The organism is Pseudophaeobacter sp. A-200-2, assembly GCF_041008815.1.
GTDB lineage: Bacteria > Pseudomonadota > Alphaproteobacteria > Rhodobacterales > Rhodobacteraceae > Phycobacter > Phycobacter gallaeciensis_A.
Genome location: NZ_JAXGFU010000002.1, coordinates 331,900 through 349,931, shown reverse-complemented (window position 1 = coordinate 349,931; position 18,032 = coordinate 331,900). Strand labels below are relative to the sequence as shown.

18 protein-coding genes are annotated in these 18,032 nt (G+C 61.1%); 7 read left to right on the top strand and 11 right to left on the bottom strand.

Features of this window, described 5'->3' with window-relative positions; translation table 11 throughout:
* Positions 1 to 47: 47 nt before the first annotated feature.
* The 5 genes from SM766_RS04275 to SM766_RS04255 all read right to left on the bottom strand — a co-directional run bounded on the left by SM766_RS04275 (position 48) and on the right by SM766_RS04255 (position 3,355).
* The gene (locus tag SM766_RS04275) at positions 48 to 188 is read right to left on the bottom strand and encodes a hypothetical protein (protein ID WP_165832697.1); all 141 of its coding nucleotides are present in this window, start codon (positions 186 to 188) and stop codon (positions 48 to 50) included.
* Between the two features lie 214 nt (positions 189 to 402).
* Positions 403 to 780: a DUF6497 family protein gene (locus SM766_RS04270; RefSeq protein ID WP_274835474.1), complete on the bottom strand. Its 378-nt coding sequence runs from the start codon at positions 778 to 780 to the stop codon at positions 403 to 405.
* 304 nt (positions 781 to 1,084) lie between these two features.
* Positions 1,085 to 1,438: a hypothetical protein gene (locus SM766_RS04265; RefSeq protein WP_368947035.1), complete on the bottom strand. Its 354-nt coding sequence runs from the start codon at positions 1,436 to 1,438 to the stop codon at positions 1,085 to 1,087.
* Positions 1,435 to 1,815: a hypothetical protein gene (locus SM766_RS04260; RefSeq protein ID WP_368947034.1), complete on the bottom strand. Its 381-nt coding sequence runs from the start codon at positions 1,813 to 1,815 to the stop codon at positions 1,435 to 1,437. The genes SM766_RS04265 and SM766_RS04260 overlap by 4 nt, the downstream gene beginning before the upstream one ends.
* Positions 1,816 to 1,822: 7 nt before the next feature.
* Positions 1,823 to 3,355, bottom strand: coding sequence for an acyl-CoA carboxylase subunit beta (locus SM766_RS04255; protein WP_274828364.1), 1,533 nt, complete (start codon positions 3,353 to 3,355; stop codon positions 1,823 to 1,825).
* A 248-nt stretch (positions 3,356 to 3,603) separates the two neighbouring features.
* Here SM766_RS04255 and SM766_RS04250 point away from each other — a divergent pair, with 248 nt between their 5' ends.
* The 3 genes from SM766_RS04250 to SM766_RS04240 all read left to right on the top strand — a co-directional run bounded on the left by SM766_RS04250 (position 3,604) and on the right by SM766_RS04240 (position 7,752).
* Positions 3,604 to 4,971 carry a M10 family metallopeptidase C-terminal domain-containing protein gene (locus SM766_RS04250; protein WP_368947033.1) on the top strand — a complete coding sequence of 456 codons (1,368 nt, stop codon included), beginning with the start codon at positions 3,604 to 3,606 and terminating at the stop codon, positions 4,969 to 4,971.
* 124 nt (positions 4,972 to 5,095) lie between these two features.
* Positions 5,096 to 6,298: a multidrug effflux MFS transporter gene (locus SM766_RS04245; RefSeq protein ID WP_368947032.1), complete on the top strand. Its 1,203-nt coding sequence runs from the start codon at positions 5,096 to 5,098 to the stop codon at positions 6,296 to 6,298.
* 65 nt (positions 6,299 to 6,363) lie between these two features.
* On the top strand, positions 6,364 to 7,752 hold the full coding sequence (locus tag SM766_RS04240; protein WP_368947031.1) for a helix-turn-helix domain-containing protein: 1,389 nt from the start codon (positions 6,364 to 6,366) through the stop codon (positions 7,750 to 7,752).
* Between the two features lie 55 nt (positions 7,753 to 7,807).
* On the opposite strand, the gene SM766_RS04235 is transcribed toward SM766_RS04240, so the two are convergent.
* The 4 genes from SM766_RS04235 to betC all read right to left on the bottom strand — a co-directional run bounded on the left by SM766_RS04235 (position 7,808) and on the right by betC (position 13,006).
* A complete protein-coding gene (locus tag SM766_RS04235) occupies positions 7,808 to 8,050 on the bottom strand; it encodes an HP1242/YdcH family protein (protein ID WP_274828360.1) in 243 nt (80 codons plus the stop codon).
* A gap of 194 nt (positions 8,051 to 8,244) precedes the next feature.
* On the bottom strand, positions 8,245 to 9,900 hold the full coding sequence (betA, locus tag SM766_RS04230) for a choline dehydrogenase (protein ID WP_368947030.1): 1,656 nt from the start codon (positions 9,898 to 9,900) through the stop codon (positions 8,245 to 8,247).
* A gap of 109 nt (positions 9,901 to 10,009) precedes the next feature.
* Positions 10,010 to 11,467, bottom strand: a complete 1,458-nt coding sequence (betB, locus tag SM766_RS04225; RefSeq protein WP_368947029.1) for a betaine-aldehyde dehydrogenase — start codon at positions 11,465 to 11,467, stop codon at positions 10,010 to 10,012.
* Positions 11,468 to 11,497: 30 nt separating this feature from the next.
* Positions 11,498 to 13,006 (bottom strand): choline-sulfatase, encoded by a 1,509-nt coding sequence (gene betC / locus SM766_RS04220; protein ID WP_274832501.1) that lies wholly within the window; start codon positions 13,004 to 13,006, stop codon positions 11,498 to 11,500.
* A gap of 219 nt (positions 13,007 to 13,225) precedes the next feature.
* On the opposite strand from betC, the gene betI reads away from it, so the two are divergent.
* Positions 13,226 to 13,801 (top strand): choline-binding transcriptional repressor BetI, encoded by a 576-nt coding sequence (gene betI / locus SM766_RS04215; protein ID WP_065270764.1) that lies wholly within the window; start codon positions 13,226 to 13,228, stop codon positions 13,799 to 13,801.
* Positions 13,802 to 13,831: 30 nt separating this feature from the next.
* Here the strand turns inward: betI and SM766_RS04210 are convergent, their stop codons facing one another.
* Positions 13,832 to 14,752, bottom strand: a complete 921-nt coding sequence (locus tag SM766_RS04210; protein WP_490363346.1) for a DMT family transporter — start codon at positions 14,750 to 14,752, stop codon at positions 13,832 to 13,834.
* A gap of 113 nt (positions 14,753 to 14,865) precedes the next feature.
* Positions 14,866 to 15,471 carry a LysE/ArgO family amino acid transporter gene (locus tag SM766_RS04205; protein ID WP_274828355.1) on the bottom strand — a complete coding sequence of 202 codons (606 nt, stop codon included), beginning with the start codon at positions 15,469 to 15,471 and terminating at the stop codon, positions 14,866 to 14,868.
* A gap of 96 nt (positions 15,472 to 15,567) precedes the next feature.
* On the opposite strand from SM766_RS04205, the gene SM766_RS04200 reads away from it, so the two are divergent.
* The 3 genes from SM766_RS04200 to SM766_RS04190 are packed head-to-tail and all read left to right on the top strand — an operon-like array spanning position 15,568 to position 18,031.
* Complete coding sequence (locus SM766_RS04200) at positions 15,568 to 16,455, top strand: LysR family transcriptional regulator ArgP (RefSeq protein ID WP_368947028.1); 888 nt, start codon at positions 15,568 to 15,570, stop codon at positions 16,453 to 16,455.
* A gap of 21 nt (positions 16,456 to 16,476) precedes the next feature.
* Positions 16,477 to 17,169, top strand: coding sequence for a nitroreductase family protein (locus SM766_RS04195; RefSeq protein ID WP_368947027.1), 693 nt, complete (start codon positions 16,477 to 16,479; stop codon positions 17,167 to 17,169).
* Positions 17,170 to 17,182: 13 nt separating this feature from the next.
* Positions 17,183 to 18,031, top strand: coding sequence for a COG3904 family protein (locus SM766_RS04190; protein ID WP_368947026.1), 849 nt, complete (start codon positions 17,183 to 17,185; stop codon positions 18,029 to 18,031).
* Position 18,032 lies beyond the last annotated feature (1 nt).

The following is an 18,032-nucleotide window of genomic DNA, read 5'->3' as shown; positions in this document are numbered from 1 at the left end:
CCCGCGCGGCGACTGGGGCCGGCCACAGGGCCGGACCCCTGACGATGTTACTTGTATTTGCCGGTATAGGTCGGTTCGACCGAGATGGGCTCGGGCTCAACCACGACAAATTCTTCTTCTTTTGAGCCGCATGCAGCGACGGTCGCCAGCAAACCTGCCAGCGTGAAAAGCTTGATGCTCTTGGACATTTCTGTCTCCTGATTATTGTCCTGAAACCCGCCGAGGGAAGTACCTCTGCAGGGTTCGACCTCAATATGCGGACGGCATTTGCGCCGCCCAGCCGCATCATAGCCGAATGACAGGTCTTTTCACATCGAAAACACGCGGAGCGGTAGCTTTGTGATCGCAAAGCCGCAGGCAAAGGTGCGCCGCAGCCGGGGGTCGCAAGATCTTGTAGATACATCAGAAACCCTCCCAGATGCAGGTGTCGCCACTCGGACGATAGGCTTCGAAATACTGGGTGGCGGCGGGATCCTGCGCACCAAATGGCACAGCGCGATCGGCAAATGAGATGACGATACGTTCCGGCTGCAGCGCGTGTTCCTGCATATAGGAGAGCGCCAGCTCCTGGCACAGGTGATCCATATCCGCCATCGCCTGATCATGGGTGGCTGTGCCGCCATTGCGGGAAATCTGCGGCGCCACGAAACGCAAGCGCAGCCACAGTGCACCAGGATCACGATCCAGCAGCACTTCAGACAGGGTGACCGGCTGACCAGACGGTACAGAAATCGGCGCCACTCCGGCCTCACCTGCCGAAGCGGCAGACGCTGCGAGCATATTCAGGAAACCAGAAACGACGGCCACAAAATATCCGCAGCCCCGACCCCAAAAACGATGGGCTCCTCCTGCCGGGGCTGCAGGCGCTGCGCACGCGGCGCGCGCTGTCCTTATGCCGATGAGGCGGATCATGGAGCCGATTCGCCCTCTGTGTCAAACGTTGTTACAAATTTGTGCAAAATGATTTGCCCAAGCGGCATTCTTTGGCGCCGCAGAAACTCCGTACACGCATATGCAGAGCTTTGGATTGCTGCCTCTCCCACCACTCGTGCAGGACCACCGGAAAGGGCGCACATCAGGAAAGTCACAGATCCGCCCCCTGCCCGCGCGCCGCATGGCGCAGCCAGCGCCCGCGGTTTGCCGGATTTTCCAGCACAGCTTCAATCCGCTCGGCCAGCACCGGAGACACCAGCCCCAGAACGCGACCGCCAGCCGTCACCCTGACGCCCTCGGCGGTCTGCGCCACCCGAACCACCGGAGAGAACCCCCGCACGTCCTGCAACGCCCGCCACATATCCTGCCGGATCTGATGCGCCAGCCGCAAGGAATCTCCATCGGGCAGCATGGTCTCCACAGCGAGGTCGAACCGCGCAGGTAGACACCGCGACAGTGTCAGCGTGTCACTGGTTCGGGCGATATGCCAGGAGTTGCGCGTCATTCAGAAACCTCAATCCGCATCAACTGTCCGGTTTGCCAGTTTTCATTATCAAGGCCAAAAACGGCGCGCCGCGCAGGCGGAATGGTCACGTAATTCGCCTCCACTCCCTCTGCGAGCTCAACAAAGTAATCATCTGGCAGACCAGCGCTTGTTGTGGCGGCAAGCCGTGCCATCAATGAAACAGTTTCGCGTATCGAGGCAATTTCTCCAGACGATGGCTCGCGGGAGTTCAGCTCACTGCCGAGATCAGAGCGAAACACTGCAAGCATGACTTCTCGCGTTTCACGGCCATTGGACACCTCAAAGAATTCAAGATGCTCCAAGGGAATACGGCCCGGACCGAAGGTCACACAATCAATGTCGCTCTGATCTGCCATTACCAACTCACAACGGGATGTTGTCGTGTTTCTTCCACGGGTTCTCGAGCTTCTTGTTACGAAGGCTCGCGAAGGCCCGGCTGACCCGCTTGCGGGTGGATTGCGGCATGATCACCTCGTCGATGAAGCCGCGCTCGGCCGCGACAAAAGGGTTGGCGAAGCGGTCTTCGTAATCCTTGGTATGAGCCGCGATCTTGTCTGCGTCACCCAGATCGGCGCGGTGAATGATTTCGGTCGCGCCCTTGGCGCCCATCACAGCGATCTCGGCCGTGGGCCAAGCGTAGTTGAAATCGCCGCGCAGGTGCTTGGAGGCCATCACGTCATAGGCACCGCCATAGGCCTTGCGGGTGATGACGGTCACTTTTGGAACCGTGGCTTCACCATAGGCAAACAGCAGCTTGGCACCGTGCTTGATGACGCCGCCATACTCCTGCGTGGTGCCCGGCAGGAAGCCCGGCACGTCGACCAGCGTCAGGATCGGGATTTCGAAACAATCGCAGAAGCGCACGAAACGCGCTGCCTTGCGGCTGGAGTCGATGTCGAGGCAACCGGCCAGAACCATTGGCTGGTTGGCGACAACACCCACGGTCTGCCCTTCGAGGCGAATAAACCCTGTGATGATGTTCTTGGCGAAATCTTCCTGGATCTCGTAGAAATCACCTTCGTCCGCGACCTTGGTGATGAGCTCCTTCATGTCGTAAGGCGTGTTCGGGTTTTCCGGGATCAGGGTATCGAGACTCTCCTCGATCCGGCCCGGCTCATCAAAGAAGGGGCGCACCGGCGGCTTTTCGCGGTTGTTGAGCGGCAGGAAATCGACCAGGCGGCGCACTTCGGCCAGTGCTTCGACATCGTTTTCAAAGGCGCCATCGGCAACCGAGGATTTCTTGGTGTGGGTCGAGGCACCGCCCAGCTCCTCGGCGGTGACGACCTCATTGGTAACGGTTTTCACCACGTCGGGGCCGGTCACGAACATGTAGGAGCTGTCTTTGACCATGAAGATGAAGTCGGTCATGGCAGGCGAATAGACCGCGCCGCCCGCGCAGGGGCCCATGATAACCGAGATCTGCGGCACCACGCCCGAGGCCATGATATTGCGCTGGAACACCTCGGCATAACCGGCGAGCGAGGCAACGCCTTCTTGAATGCGGGCCCCACCCGAGTCGTTGATGCCGATCACCGGCGCGCCGTTTTGCACGGCCATGTCCATGATCTTGCAGATTTTCTGCGCGTGGGTTTCGCTGAGCGAGCCGCCAAAGACGGTAAAGTCCTGGCTGAAAACATAGACCATACGGCCATTGATGGTGCCCCAGCCAGTAACAACACCGTCGCCGGCAGGCTTTTGTTTTTCCATACCAAAGTCGGTGCAGCGATGCGCGACGAACATGTCGAACTCTTCAAAGCTGCCTTCGTCCAGCAACAGATCAATCCGTTCGCGCGCTGTCAGCTTGCCGCGTCCATGCTGCGCATCGATCCGCTTTTGCCCACCGCCCAGCCGCGCGGTGTCGCGGCGCTCTTCCAGCTCGGAAAGGATATCTTTCATGGCACAGGTCCCCTTTAGATTTCCGGGGGACCATAGCCCGGGGGTCGTCTGGGCCAAAGCCCTTTGTCGCAAATTTGCAAACTGTTTGCATACGCCATGTGTAAATTTGCATACTCTGCAAAATCGTCGGCAGATTACGGCCGCATCTTCTGCATCAGCCTCTGCCGCCTCTTTCCCCAGCACCGGCTGCACAGTAGGCTTTTCATCACCGGCAGCGTATCCCAGCAACCAGTGAGGAGCATTACCAGATGCTGAGTAAAGCGGAAATCATCCAGGCCCTGCAATTCAAACGCTTTTACGAGAGTGATCCTCTGAACCTGAGCTCAGCACCACGGCTCGAGATTACCTATCAATATGCCGGAACGCAGCAGCCTGGTGACCTACCGGATGACGAGACTTACAGCGGTTGGCGGGATTTCACCGCCGCCGAGAAGGCAAACTTCGAAGCCGCGCTGGCGCATATCGAAACGTTTCTGAACGTTGACTTTGTCGAGGTCAGCGGTGAGAGCGATCCGAACATCAACGTCGGGGCGGTCACGCTCTCTGGCAATACCTCGGGCTATGGCGGTTACGGTGTCAGCTATTCTGGCACCACCATCACGGAATGGGACGGCTTCGTGGTCTTTGACGAGACCCGCGATCTGTCCTCGGCCGATGCAATGAATCTGCTGCTGCACGAACTGGGCCACGCGATGGGCCTGCGGCACACATTCGACCCGGACGCCAACCTGCCGGAGGAATACGACAGCAACCTTTATTCCATCATGTCCTACACTACCAACCCGATCAACGGCCAGGACAGCGATGCGATGATGCTGTTCGACGTCCTGGCGCTGCAGGACATCTGGGGCTCAGCCGACTACAACACCGGCGACACCCGCTACACCGGATCGCGCACCAATACCGTTGATGCGATCTGGGACAGCGGCGGAGAGGACACCCTTGATGCGAATGGCCGGGCGGATGGCGTTGTCTTTGACTTGCGCGCGGGCAGCTTCTCCAGCTTTGATGCCGAAAGCGACGTGGTGATCACCTTTGGCAGCGCGATCGAGAACGCCACCGGCGGGCTTGGCGGTGACCGCATTACTGGCAATGGCGGCAACAACACCCTTCTGGGCGGCGGCGGCAAGGACACGATCTTTGGCCAAAGAGGCAGCGACCAGCTCGAAGGCGGCGCCAGCCGGGATCGCCTGTTTGGCCAGGGTGGGCGCGATGATCTGGAAGGCAACGCCGGACGGGACGTTCTTCGCGGCGGCAACAGCAAGGATTTCCTGAGCGGAGGCGGACACCGGGACCGGCTGTTCGGCGGCAATGGCAACGATACGCTGAAAGGCAACGGCGGCAACGACATCCTGAACGGTCAGTCCGGCAATGACAGGCTGTTCGGCGGTCGCGGGGATGACAAGTTCGTGTTCAACAACAGCTTCGGCAACGACACGATCAGAGATTTTGCCGATGATTTGGATAGCCTTGAGATCACTGGCCACGGCGATCAGGCCACCCTCCTTGCCGCGGCAAGTGACACGGACAAAGGCGTTTTGTTCGACTTTGGCGCCGACGCCCTGTTAGTTAACGGCATTACGCTGGCCGATCTCAGCGACGATATTCTGATCTGACGGCATCGCCATTCGGCGCGGGGGCACATTGATGGCCCCGCCCGCGCACAGGGGGTGTGTAATATCACCAATAGACAATTTGTCGCTGCTGCACTAACCCCTTAGCATGACAACTACTCCGCGCATGAACACCTCTCCCCGGGCGCCCCGAACGGCGCCCCATATCGGTACGCTCATCCTTCTGGCCGGCATCTCTGCCCTCGCGATGAATGTCTTTCTGCCTTCCCTGCCGGGCATGGCAGTATATTTTGAGGTCGACTACCGGCTGATGCAGCTCTCCGTCGCGCTTTATCTGGCGGTGAACGCGGTGGTGCAGATTCTGGTTGGCCCGATTTCGGACAAGATGGGCCGCAGGCCTGTGATTCTTGCCAGTATCATCCTGTTCCTGATGGCCACACTCGGCTGCATCTTTGCCCCGAATGCGGAAATTTTTCTGTTCTTCCGAATGGCACAGGCTGCGATTGCCGCCACCATGGTGCTGAGCCGTGCCGCAGTGCGTGACATCTACGACACCGACAAGGCTGCCAGCATGATCGGCTATGTCACCATGGGCATGGCTGTGGTCCCGATGATCAGCCCCGCGATCGGCGGGTTTCTGGACCAGATCTTTGGCTGGCAGGCCAACTTCTGGCTGCTGGTGGTGCTGGCACTGGGCACCTACGCGCTGACCTATTTCGATTTTGGGGAAACCGCGCAGAAAAGCGGCAAGACCCTGCTTGCGCAGTTCAAGGAATACCCCGAACTGTTCCGCTCGCCGCGCTTCTGGGGTTATTCGCTGGCCTCTGGACTGGCCTCCGGCGCCTTCTTTGCCTACCTCGGCGGCGCGCCCTTTGTCGGCACACAGGTCTATGGCCTTGACCCGGCGACGCTCGGCATCTGTTTTGCCGCGCCCGCAGTCGGGTACTTCCTGGGGAACTTTGTTTCCGGGCGCTTTTCCATGGCCTTCGGCGTCAACCGTATGGTGCTCTGGGGCTGTATCATCAACGGGGTCGGCGTTGCTATCTCTCTGGGGATCGCGCTGGCCGGGCTGGACAGTCTTTATACCTTCTTCGGCTTCATGACCTGCGTCGGCCTCGGCAATGGCATGGCGATCCCGAATGCCACTGCGGGCGCGATTTCCGTGCGCCCGCACCTGGCCGGGTCTGCCTCGGGCCTTAGCGGTGCCATTATGATTGGCGGCGGTGCAGGCCTGAGCGCGATGGCGGGCTGGGTTCTGGTACCCGGCGCCACAGCCGTACCGCTGCTTGCTATCATGTTTGTCACCGCTGTGCTGGGGCTTCTGGCCATCATCCTCGTGATTCAGCGAGAAAAATCTCTGCAGCTCTAGCGCCTTGCCCCATCGGGTTTGCAATTATACATTGAACGTGGAGATAATTTGCAAAGGTAGACCCGATGGCCACCCAAAAGCTTTATGCCGGAGCCAAGCTGCGCGAGATGCGGACACGGCTTGAGCTGACGCAAAAGGATTTTGCCGCCAAGCTGGGTGTCTCCCTGCCCTATCTCAACCAGATGGAGAACAACAACCGTCCGGTGTCGACCACCGTGGTGCTGGCGCTGGCGCAGGAGTTCGGCATGGATGTCACCGAGCTGAGCACCGGTGACAGCGAGCGTCTGGTCAGCGACATGCGCGAGGCGATGGCCGACCCGGTTTTTGCCGACGATCCCCCGCCCTTGGCCGATCTGCGCCTGACCGCATCGAACGCACCGGCGCTGGCGCGTGCCTTCCTGACGCTGCACCGGGCCTACCGGCAGACCCACGAACGGCTTGCCTCTCTTGATGAAGCGCTGGGGCGCGAGGATGCCCGCATCCAGGCCAGCCCCTGGGAGGAAGTGCGCGATTTCTTCCATTATTGCGACAACTACATCGACGCGGTGGACCGGGCCGCAGAACGCTTTGCCGGCGCGGCAGACGTGCGCGCTGCGGCGCTATCGGCGCTGGAAAACGCCGGGATCACGGTTCAGATGACGGATATGACCGGGCTGCGCAGCTACGACGCCGAGAGCCGCACCTTAAGGCTCTCAAACCGCAGCGCCCCCTCTACTCAGGTATTTCAGCTGCTGCTGCAGGTGGCGCTGCTCAGCCAGGACAGCCTGCTGGAGGCGACGCTGGATTTTGCCCGCTTCCAGACCAGCGAAGCCCGCGCCATCGCCAAGATCGGCCTCGCCAATTATTTCGCGGGCGCCGCCCTGATGCCCTATGGCCGGTTCCTCGCCGCTGCGCAGGAGACCCGCCACGATCTGGAGCGACTGGCCACCCATTTTGGCGCCTCGATCGAACAGGTCGCGCACCGGCTATCGACCCTGCAACGGCCGGGCGCCAAGGGGATTCCCTTTTTCTTTGTCCGAGTGGATCAGGCCGGCACCATCACCAAACGCCATTCTGCGACAAGGCTGCAATTTGCCCGCTTTGGCGGTGCCTGCCCACTGTGGAACGTGCACCGGGCCTTTGAAACGCCGGGCCGGTTCCTGCGCCAGCTGGCCGAAACCCCGGATGGGGTACGCTACCTGTCGCTGGCCCATGACGTATCCAAACCGGGGGGCTCCTTCGGCTCTCCGGTACGGCGCTATGCCATCTCCCTGGGCTGCGAGGTGCGCCATGCCGATGCGCTGATCTATGCGGATACGCTGGATGTGAACAACGCCTCGGCCTATGAGCCGATCGGCATTTCCTGCCGCATCTGCGAACGCAAGGACTGCCATCAACGGTCTGTTCCACCGCTGGAGCGCCGTCTTAGCATCAATGCCGATACGCGTGGCGTACTGCCCTACGAGGTCAGCTGACACAAAATGGGGCCCGCATTGCGGACCCCGGAACTATTTACCAACGCTCTGTGCTTCAGGCCTTTTCGGACAGAAGGCTCCAGATTTCGTCCTTGAGTGCGGCACGTTTCTTGCGCATCTCAACCTCGGCCAACTCCTCGACCGGCTCCACATTGGTTTCGGCACGGTGTACGGCGCGGTTCACCTCGTGATACTCATCCGCAAGCTTGGCGAAATGAGCATCGGATTGTTTCAACTGGCTGATCAGCTCCGCCTTGTCGGGGAATTCCTGGGCCAGTTCATGAGGCGTGTTGGACATCTGTTCGCTCCTTTATCTGTATTGTTTGACAGGACATTAGATGCTGGTTTGAAGCCTCACTTTGACCGGGATCAAATCAAAGGCCCGCAAGCAACATTTCTGCTGCGCTTTAAAAAGAGGTGCATCAGATCCAACAAAAAACCGCCCCGCTGCGTGGTGCAGGGGGCGGCCTTATCAAACAGAAATTGAGGGGCTTACCTCTGTGCGGCTTGCCAGCCCGGATGGAACCAGGGTTCGGCATTTGAAGACGGCAGGCGGCGCCCCAGAATGTGATCTGCGGCCTTTTCGCCGGTCATGATCGACGGGCCGTTGAGGTTGCCATTGGTAATGCGCGGGAAGATCGAGCTGTCCGCCACCCGCAGGCCATCGACGCCGATGACGCGGCATTCGGGATCCACAACCGCCATCGGATCATCCTCTGCTCCCATCTTGCAAGTGCCACAGGGGTGATAGGCGCTTTCGGCATGCTCGCGGATGAAACTGTCGATCTCATCGTCGCTCTGCAGTTCATTGCCGGGCTGGATCTCATGCTTGACGAAAGGTTTGAAGGCGTCCTGCGAAAAGATCTCCCGTGTCAGGCGGATGCATTTGCGGAAATCCTCCCAATCCTGCTCGGTGCTCATGTAGTTGAACAGGATCTTCGGCGCCGCCTTGGGATCAGAGGAACGCAGGCTGACATTCCCGCGCGAGGGTGATCGCATGGGGCCGACGTGAGCCTGGAACCCATGTCCTTCGGCGGCCGCCTGTCCATCATAGCGCACCGCCATCGGCAGGAAGTGGTACTGGATATCCGGATACTCCACCCCCTTGTCCGAGCGGATGAAAGCCGCGCTTTCGAATTGGTTGGAGGCGCCCAGACCTGTCTTGGTGAACAGCCACTGCGCCCCGACCAGTCCTTTGCCCAGGAGATTCCAGTATTTGTAAAGTGTGATCGGCTGACTGCAGGCCATCTGCATGTAGACCTCAAGGTGGTCCTGAAGGTTCCGCCCCACGCCCGGACGATCCGCCACCACGTCAATCCCGTGTTCGGCCAGATGGGCCGCCGGCCCGATGCCGGACAGCATCAGCAGTTTCGGCGAGTTCAGCGAGGACGCCGAGACGATCACCTCCCGGTTTGCCCGGATCACCTCGACCTTGCCGCCGCGCTCCACCTCGACCCCGGTGGCACGCCCCTCTTCGATCACGATGCGGCGCGCCAGGGCGCGGATGACATCGCAGGTGTCGCGCTTCAGGGCCGGCCTAAGATAGGCATTGGCCGCTGACCAACGCCGTCCCTTCCAGACGGTCATTTCCATCGGGCCAAAGCCTTCCTGCTGCCGACCGTTATAGTCGCCCGTCACCGGGTAGCCGGCCTGGCGCCCAGCCTCGACAAAGGCATCGTGCAGGGGATTGTCGCGCGGGCCGCGGCTGATGTGCAACGGACCATCGGTGCCGCGCCAGTCGGGATCGCCGCCGTGGCCCCCATCGTGCCAGGTTTCCATCCGTTTGAAATAGGGCAGCACATCCGCATAGGACCAACCCCGGGCGCCGCTTTCGGCCCAGTGGTTGTAATCGCCGGCATGGCCGCGCACATAGACCATCCCGTTGATCGAGGAAGAGCCTCCGATCACCTTGCCACGCGGGCAGACCAATTCGCGCCCGCCCAGATGCTGTTCCGGCTCGGATTTATAGCCCCAGTCATAAAGCGACATGTTCATCGGATAGGACAGCGCCGCAGGCATCTGGATAAAGGGCCCCATATCGGTGCCCCCATGCTCGATCACCAGCACCCTGTGCCCGGCCTCGCTCAGCCGGTAGGCCAGCGCACAACCAGCAGATCCGGCGCCCACAATCACATAATCAGCGTTCATCGCATTTCTCCGTCACCGGTCAACGACCCGTCCAAACCTGGCCTACCCTCTGCCCCGGTTGCCCTTCCGGGCGACGGGGCGGGTGGGTGGGCGTTGACCGGAAGGGCAATCAGAAGGCCGCTTCGACATCGCCCATGCGCACATAGACGGATTTGACCTGGCTGAAGTGTTTGATGGCTTCCTTGGAGTTCTCGCGCCCCACACCGCTGGCCTTGACCCCGCCAAAGGGCGCCTCGACCGGCGCGTCGTTGTAGGAGTTGATAAAGCAGCTGCCCGCCTCCAGCGCCCCGATCACCCGGTGAGCCCGAGTGAAGTCACGAGTAAAGACACCTGCGGAGAGACCGAATTCCGTCGCGTTGGCGCGTTGGATCACCTCTTCCTCGGTTTCGAAATCCAGAACCGACATCACCGGACCAAAGATCTCCTCGCGCGCGATCACCATATCGTCCGTCACATCGGCAAAGACGGTCGGCGCAATGAAATAGCCGGGTCGGTCCACACGTTCGCCGCCGCAGATCAGGCGCGCGCCCTCGGCCTTACCCTTTTCGATATAACCCAGAACGATCTCCATCTGCCGTTCTGACACCATGGGGCCAAAGTTGACCGCCTCGTCCTGCGGATCTCCCAGAACCGCGCCTTTGGTCCGCTCGGCCAACCGCGCGAGGAACTTCTCCTTGATGCCCTTTTGCACAAAGACCCGGGTGCCGTTCGAGCAAACCTGCCCGGAAGAATAGAAGTTGCCGTTGATCGCACCGCCAACCGCGTTTTCAATATCGGCATCGTCAAAAATGACCAGAGGCGACTTGCCGCCCAGCTCCATGGTAACGTGCTTCATGTCGGCCGCGGCGGCAGCGTAGACCTTTTTGCCAGTCGGTACCGATCCGGTCAGCGACACCTTGTCGACGCGCGGGTCGGCAACCAAGGCTCCGCCAACTTCGCCCATGCCCTGAACCACGTTGAACACCCCGGCAGGTAGGCCCGCCTCGTGCAGGATCTCGGCAACCTTCAGGGCGCAAAGCGTCGTCGTCTCGGAAGGTTTGAACACCATGGCATTGCCACAGGCCAGCGCCGGCGCCGCCTTCCAGCAGGCGATCTGCGTGGGATAGTTCCAGGCGCCGATCCCGACGCACAGCCCCAAGGGTTCGCGCACGGTATAGACCCAGTCCTCGCCCAGCGGGATATGCTCGCCAGTCAGGCTGGCAGCCAGACCACCAAAATACTCCAGCGCATCTGCGCCAGAGGTCGCATCCGCCACCAGCGTTTCCTGCAAGGGCTTACCGGTGTCATAGGTTTCCAGCACCGACAGCTCGTGATTGCGTTCGCGCATGATGTCGGCGGCGCGGCGCAGGATACGGCCGCGCTCGGTACCCGTCATCTGCGCCCAGGCCTTTTGCGCCGCCTGGGCCGAAGCGAGCGCCTCTTCGACGATCTCGGGCGTCGCGGCATGCACGGTGGCGATCTCTTCGCCGGTGGCCGCATAGATCACCGGAATGGCGGTCCCAGCGGTGTTTTCGACATAGGCGCCATTGATGAAATGGCTGGCCTTGGGGGCTGCGGGATGGGTCATGATATAGGCCTGTCCAGTCTTGAAATTGGGTTATTCGCCGCGCGGGAAGCGGGCGTTTTCCTCAACCACATTGAGATCCATGTGGTTGCGCATGTAACGTTCCGAAGCCTTTTGCAGCGGCTGGTAGTCCCAGGGGTAATAACCGCCCTGGCGCAGCGCTTCGTAGACGATCCAGCGGCGCGCCTGGCTAGCGCGCACCTCGGCGTCGAACTGTTCCAGGTTCCAGCGCGCTTCGGATTTTGCCCGCAGAGTTTGCAGGGTGCCCGCATGGTCGGGGTGATCCGCCAGATTGGTCAGTTCCTTCGGGTCGGCCTCCAGATCAAACAGCTGATCAGGGTCGAGCGCGCAGCGGTTGTACTTCCACTTGCCATAGCGCAGCGACACCAGCGGCGCATAGGACGCCTCGGCTGCGTATTCGATGGTCACCGGTGCACTGCGTTCTTCGCCCTTGGCCAGCGGCACAAGGTTCTCGCCGTCGGTCCAGGGGGCGATCTCCTCCATCGACACCCCGGCCAGAACACCCAGCGTCGGGGTGACATCCAGCGTCGACACCGGCGCATCGATACGCCCGGCGGGCAGATCCGGGGCCGAGATCATCAGCGGCACGCGCGAAGAGCCTTCAAAGAAGCTCATCTTGAACCAAAGTCCGCGCTCTCCCAGCATGTCGCCGTGATCGGAAACGAACAGAATGATCGCCTCCTGACGGGTGGTTTCCAGCACCTCAAGGATCTCACCGATCTTGTCATCCAGATATGAGATATTGGCGAAATAGGCACGGCGCGAGCGGCGGATGTCTTCTTCGGTGATGTCGAAGCTGCGCCAGTCGTTGGCGTCAAAGATGCGCTTGGAATGGGCGTCGTGGTCCTCATACTCCATCGCCGGAACCTCGGGCAGCAGATGCTCGCAATCCTCATAAAGGTCCCAGTATTTCTTGCGCGCGACATAGGGGTCGTGCGGGTGGGTAAAGGACACCGTCATCGCCCAGGGACGGTCATCCTTGCCCCGCGCCAGATCGTAAAGCTTGGCCTTGGCGTGATAGGCGACCTCGTCGTCGTATTCCATCTGGTTGGAGATTTCCGCGACGCCTGCCCCGGTCACTGAGCCCATATTGTGATACCACCAGTCGATCCGCTCGCCCGGCTTGCGGTAATCCGGAGTCCAGCCGAAATCGGCCGGGTAGATATCCGTGGTCAGGCGCTCCTCGAACCCGTGCAGCTGGTCAGGGCCGACAAAATGCATCTTACCGCTGAGGCAGGTGTAATAGCCCGCACGGCGCAGGTGGTGCGCGTAGGTCGGGATATCGCTGCGGAATTCGGCGGCGTTGTCATAAACGCCAGTGCGCGAGGGCAATTGCCCGGACATAAAGCTGGCCCGCCCCGGAGCACAAAGCGGCGAAGCGGTATAGGCATTGGCAAAACGCGTCGAGCGCGCCGCCAGTTTCTTCAGGTTGGGCGCATGCAGCCAGTCCACCGGACCATCCGGAAACAACGTCCCGTTCAACTGGTCCACCATCAGGATCAGAATATTGGGTGCAGTCATGCGCCTCTCCTGTTTCATTTTGTGCTGAGCTCCGGCCAATCCGGAAAACGGCAGCTGTTGCTGCGGGTCCTGCCACGCGCGATCTGCACGGCACCCCGGTTCTGTTCTGCCCTACCACGACTTGCCGGTAAGCCAAACAGTTTTTTGTACCGCCATACAAGTTATTGAAGCCACATAACATCGCTTGTATCCGGCGCGCATGTAACGCAAAACTGCGTTATGGGACGAAAACGCATCCGAGATATCCGCAACGAAGAGCTGATCGAAGCCACCATCGTTGCCGTGCACAAGCGCGGTTATGGTGTTGTGACCATGGCCGAAATCGCCGCTGAAGCCGGAGCCTCGGCGGCGTCGATCAACTATTACTTCGGCTCCAAGGAAGGGCTGATGGAAGCCACGATGCGGCACCTGTTGCGCAAGCTGCGGACCGCCATGGTCGAAGGCTACGCCACTGCGCGCACGCCGAAAGAACGGCTATACGCGGTGATGGATGCGAACTTTTCCGACAATCTGTTCACCGTGACGCAATGCAGCCTGTGGATGCAGTTCTGGGCCAATGCGCCCTACTCGCCGCGTCTGTCGCGGCTGCACCGCATCAACAGGACCCGGGTGCGCAGCCATTTTCTGGCCGAGCTGCGGCATCTTCTGCCCGAGGCAGAGATTGAAACCGCGCGGCAGGCCCTGCAGTGCTATATGGACGGTGTCTGGCTGCAGACCGCGCAGTCCGAAGGTCCGGTCGATCCCGAAGCCGCACGGCGCGCGGCGCACAGAGTCGTGGATCTGGCCCTGTCATAAGACCGGCCCAACTGCATACAGGTAGGACCTTCAGACCTTGGTCGCAGGCACCGGCGGTGTGATGGCGCGACGCTTCAGAACCGCCTCGCGCCAGGTGATGAAACTGATTGCTCCAAGGATCAGCGCGCCGCCCGAGACCACCCAGATATCGATCGCCTCGTCAAACACCAGCGCGCCCAGAAGCGTCGCCCAGATCAGCTGCAGGAAGGTCACCGGCTGCGTCACCGCAACCGGCGCCGCCGAGAAGGCAAGCGTCATCGTGTAGTGCCCCGCCGTGGCGAAACAGGCCACCGCAAAGAGAATGCCAAGCTCAGCCAGTGTCGGGGTCACCCAGACCGCCGCCGCAAAGGGCGCCAGCCCCGCCGTCACCCAAAGCGACAGCATGGCTACCACCACAACCGGATTGGTGCCGTCCACGGTGAATTTGGCCAGCAGGTAGGAGCCGCCAAACACCACCGCCGCTGCCAGCATTGCGATATGCCCGGGGGAGATTTCCCGAAACCCTGGCCGCAGGATGATCAGCGCACCAATCAAAGCCGCGATGATCGCCGCGATCCGGCGCAGGGCCAGTTTCTCCCCCAGAAACACAGCCGCGCCGATGGTTACGTAAACTGGTGCCAGATAGTTCATCGCCGTAACCTCGGCCAGCGGGATCTGAGTCATGGAAAAAAACCACAGCATCACCCCAAGCGTATGCAAAACGCCGCGTCCAGCAAACAGTCCCCACAGCTTGGGCGTCAGCTTGGTCTGACGCAGCGCGCCAATCATCGGGATCAGGAACACCAGCCCCAGAAGGTATCTGAGGAAGGCGGATTCGGCAGGGGGGATCCGCCCGCCCAGGTATTTGACCAAGGCCGTGACCGCGACAAAGTTCAGCCCGGTCACCAGCATCCAGAAAATGCCCATCACGGGATTAGTGTCCCGGTCTTTTGTCTGCTGCGCATCACTCATGACGCCAGACAGAACACCCAAACGGCAAAGGGTACAACCCTGAACATGGCAATTATTTTCGGCATCCGCCTTTGCCCGCAAAGCGCTCTGCCTCGCCCAGCACTTGCCCTCCCTCAGATCAACAGGAGGTTCGCTGCAATGGCCCACATTGTCAGCCCGACAACTGCCTCAAGCACCTGCCAGGACCGGGGCTTGGCAAACACAGGCGCCAGTAGACCCGCGCCATATCCAAGGGAAAAGAAAAACGTGAAACTTGCCAAAACGGCCCCAAGGCCAAAGATCAGCGGCGCCGGATCCTGCGCCGAGATCGTGCCCAAGAGAACCACCGTATCGAGATAGACATGCGGGTTGAGCCAGGTCAGCGCCAGCACCGTCGCCAGAACCGGCAGCAGCGGCGCGCTCTGATTGCCCTGCCCCGCCGCCTCCAGAACGGCGCCGCCGCGCCAGGCCGCCAGCAGACTGCGCGCGCCATACCAGATCAGGAAAGCGGCCCCGCCAAAGCGCATGATGGCCTCGATCCCCGGCAGCGCCTGTGTCAGCGATCCGAACCCCAGAACCCCGGCATAGATCAGTACCGCATCCGAGCCTGCACAGGTCAGGCAGATCCAGAATACATGCTGCCGCCGCAGCCCTTGCCGCAGCACAAATGCGTTCTGTGCCCCGATCGCAAGGATCAGGCTAAAGCCAAGGGCAAATCCGGAAACAAGGCTGGCTGACATGCGGGGCGTCTTTCTTTTGGAACTCTTCGCGCTTTGACTAAGCGCCGCAGCCCGGATAATCCAATTAATTATGATAACCCAGATTAAGCATAGCTAATGCAACTCGACCCCAATCACCTTTCCGCGCTCCGGGCCGTTTTACACCATGGCTCGTTCGAGGCTGCGGCCCATGCCCTTGGGGTGACGCCCTCGGCCATTTCACAGCGGATCAAGGCGCTGGAGGACCGTACCGGCATCGCACTGGTCCTGCGCGGTGTGCCCTGCACCGGCACGGCGGCGGGGCTGAGGATTGCCAAACACGCCGAGGATATCGGCCTTCTTGAGGCGCAGCTGGCGCGGGAGCTGGCGCTGGAAAACGGCACGGCCCCGGTGCGTCTGCGCATCGCGGTCAATGCCGACAGCCTTGCCAGCTGGTTCATCGACGCGATGGCCGGAACTGACGGCGTGCTGTTCGATCTCCTGGTGGACGATCAGGATCACAGCGCCGACTGGCTGAAGCGCGGCGAGGTCTCAGCCGCGGTCACCGCCAGCACCCGGCCCGTGCCCGGGTTTGATGCCTACCCGCTCGGCACGCTGGACTATGCGGCAACCGCCAGCCCGGACTTCATGGCGCGCTGGTTTCCAGACGGCGTCACGCCAGAGGCCGCTGCCGAGGCGCCCTGCATGATCTTTAACGCAAAGGACAGACTGCAGCAGCAGTGGCTGGAGCGGAACGTGGCACCCCGGTTGTCGCCGCCCGCGCACTACCTGCCCTCTACCCAGGCTTTTATCGAAGCCGCAGCTGCCGGTCTCGGCTGGGGCATGAACCCGCTTTCCATCATCGGGGAAGAGCTGCACAGCGGCCGTCTGGTGCCACTCATCCCCGACACAATCCTGCCGGTTCCGCTCACGTGGCAGGTGGCGCGGGTGATGGCGCCTGCCCTTGCAGAGGTCACCCGGTCTGTGCAGACATCAGCGCGACGGCATTTGACCCAAGACCGTTAAGACCAATCGGAAAGACCCCTCATGTTTTCACAAGACTCTCTCAGCTATGATCCGCTGCCATTGCCCGACCGGGCCGCGTACACGGATGCGCAGATGCAGGAAAAGGCGACTGAGTTTCTCGCCCATATGCAGCGGCGCCACACGGTGCGCGATTTCACAGATCAGCCGGTGCCCCGACAGGTGATCGAGGACTGCATCCGGGCGGCGGGCACCGCGCCATCGGGCGCCAACCACCAGCCCTGGTTCTTTGCGGCCGTTTCGAACCCAGAACTGAAGGCCCGGATCCGCGCCGAGGCTGAGGAAGAAGAACGCAAGTTCTATGCAGGCGGCGCTGGCGATGAATGGATCAAGGCGTTGGAGCCGATCGGCACCAATGAAGACAAACCGCATCTGACCATCGCGCCCTGGCTGATCGTGGTCTTTGCCCAGCGCTGGGGCGAGTTTGCGGACGGCACCCGTTACAAGAACTACTACGTGCCCGAAAGCGTGAACATTGCCACCGGCGTTTTGCTGACGGCGCTGCATACCGCTGGACTGGTCAGCCTGACCCACACGCCGAACCCGATGAAGTTCCTCAATGGCGCCCTGGGTCGCCCGACCTCGGAAAAGCCTACGATGATCATCGCTGTAGGCCATCCGGCAGAAAATGCTATGGTTCCCTCAGTCGCCAAGTTCAAAAAACCTCTGGAGGAGATTTGCCAGGTCTTCGAATGACAGAAAGCCCGGTGTGACACCCGGGCCAGTCTCTCTGCGGCGCAGCCTTGGCCTGCACGTGGTTCTGCCACGGGCCGGGGTTCTGCTGGTCTGGCTGGCCCTCAATCATTTCTTCTGGCTGCCCGTGTCACTGGCCTGGGGGCTGATCGCGGCGGATGGGGTGTTGCTGGCGTGGCAAAGCCGCGATTTGCTGCGCAGCACCGATGGACACATCCGCAGCACCGGGTCAATGGCGCCGGTCTGGGGCAGCTATCTGGTTCTATTGTTTGCAGGATTTGCGACACTGACGCAGTGGTGGGGCGCCTTGCTGACCGCCGGACAGGTGGAGACTCTGCCCTATGCCAAGCAGCAGGAACAGGCGCGCCAGCAGCTCTATAGTCTGACCCTGTCCGATGATGGCCGCACGCTGATCTTTACAGGCGAAATCACCCACGGGCTGACCCGGCGCATAGCAGCAACGCTGGACGCGGCGCCAGAGGTCCGCTCTCTGCATCTGACCGGCCCCGGCGGGCTGATCTACGAGGCGCGCGGCGTGGCCAAGCTGATCCGGACCCGTGGCCTTGATACCCAGGCTGCCGACCTATGTGCCTCTGCCTGCACAGTGATCTTTGCCGCTGGGCAGGAGCGCCTCCTCGCCCCCAAGGGACAGCTCGGATTTCACGGCTATGCACTGATGTTCGAAGGCGGGCTGCCGCAACTGGACCTGAAGAAAGAGCAGGAGAAGGACCTGTCCTTTTTCCTGCAGCAGGGCATCAGCGAAGGGTTTGTGCAGAGGGTCTTTGAGGTGGCCAACTCCGACCTTTGGATACCGGAGCACGCGGAACTGCGCGCCGCGGGCGTGATCACCGCCGGGGCCGACTGAA

What these genes read in the sequence shown, in the direction of transcription:
- SM766_RS04195 (WP_368947027.1), top strand. Translation starts at nt 16,477, where the DNA reads ATGTTTTCACAAGACTCTCTCAGCTATGATCCGCTGCCATTGCCCGAC.
- betC (WP_274832501.1), bottom strand. Translation starts at nt 13,006, where the DNA reads ATGACTGCACCCAATATTCTGATCCTGATGGTGGACCAGTTGAACGGG.
- SM766_RS04240 (WP_368947031.1), top strand. Translation starts at nt 6,364, where the DNA reads ATGGCCACCCAAAAGCTTTATGCCGGAGCCAAGCTGCGCGAGATGCGG.
- SM766_RS04255 (WP_274828364.1), bottom strand. Translation starts at nt 3,355, where the DNA reads ATGAAAGATATCCTTTCCGAGCTGGAAGAGCGCCGCGACACCGCGCGG.
- SM766_RS04210 (WP_490363346.1), bottom strand. Translation starts at nt 14,752, where the DNA reads ATGAGTGATGCGCAGCAGACAAAAGACCGGGACACTAATCCCGTGATG.
- SM766_RS04275 (WP_165832697.1), bottom strand. Translation starts at nt 188, where the DNA reads ATGTCCAAGAGCATCAAGCTTTTCACGCTGGCAGGTTTGCTGGCGACC.
- SM766_RS04245 (WP_368947032.1), top strand. Translation starts at nt 5,096, where the DNA reads ATGAACACCTCTCCCCGGGCGCCCCGAACGGCGCCCCATATCGGTACG.
- betB (WP_368947029.1), bottom strand. Translation starts at nt 11,467, where the DNA reads ATGACCCATCCCGCAGCCCCCAAGGCCAGCCATTTCATCAATGGCGCC.
- SM766_RS04235 (WP_274828360.1), bottom strand. Translation starts at nt 8,050, where the DNA reads ATGTCCAACACGCCTCATGAACTGGCCCAGGAATTCCCCGACAAGGCG.
- SM766_RS04270 (WP_274835474.1), bottom strand. Translation starts at nt 780, where the DNA reads ATGCTCGCAGCGTCTGCCGCTTCGGCAGGTGAGGCCGGAGTGGCGCCG.
- SM766_RS04250 (WP_368947033.1), top strand. Translation starts at nt 3,604, where the DNA reads ATGCTGAGTAAAGCGGAAATCATCCAGGCCCTGCAATTCAAACGCTTT.
- betI (WP_065270764.1), top strand. Translation starts at nt 13,226, where the DNA reads ATGGGACGAAAACGCATCCGAGATATCCGCAACGAAGAGCTGATCGAA.
- SM766_RS04200 (WP_368947028.1), top strand. Translation starts at nt 15,568, where the DNA reads ATGCAACTCGACCCCAATCACCTTTCCGCGCTCCGGGCCGTTTTACAC.
- betA (WP_368947030.1), bottom strand. Translation starts at nt 9,900, where the DNA reads ATGAACGCTGATTATGTGATTGTGGGCGCCGGATCTGCTGGTTGTGCG.
- SM766_RS04260 (WP_368947034.1), bottom strand. Translation starts at nt 1,815, where the DNA reads ATGGCAGATCAGAGCGACATTGATTGTGTGACCTTCGGTCCGGGCCGT.
- SM766_RS04205 (WP_274828355.1), bottom strand. Translation starts at nt 15,471, where the DNA reads ATGTCAGCCAGCCTTGTTTCCGGATTTGCCCTTGGCTTTAGCCTGATC.
- SM766_RS04265 (WP_368947035.1), bottom strand. Translation starts at nt 1,438, where the DNA reads ATGACGCGCAACTCCTGGCATATCGCCCGAACCAGTGACACGCTGACA.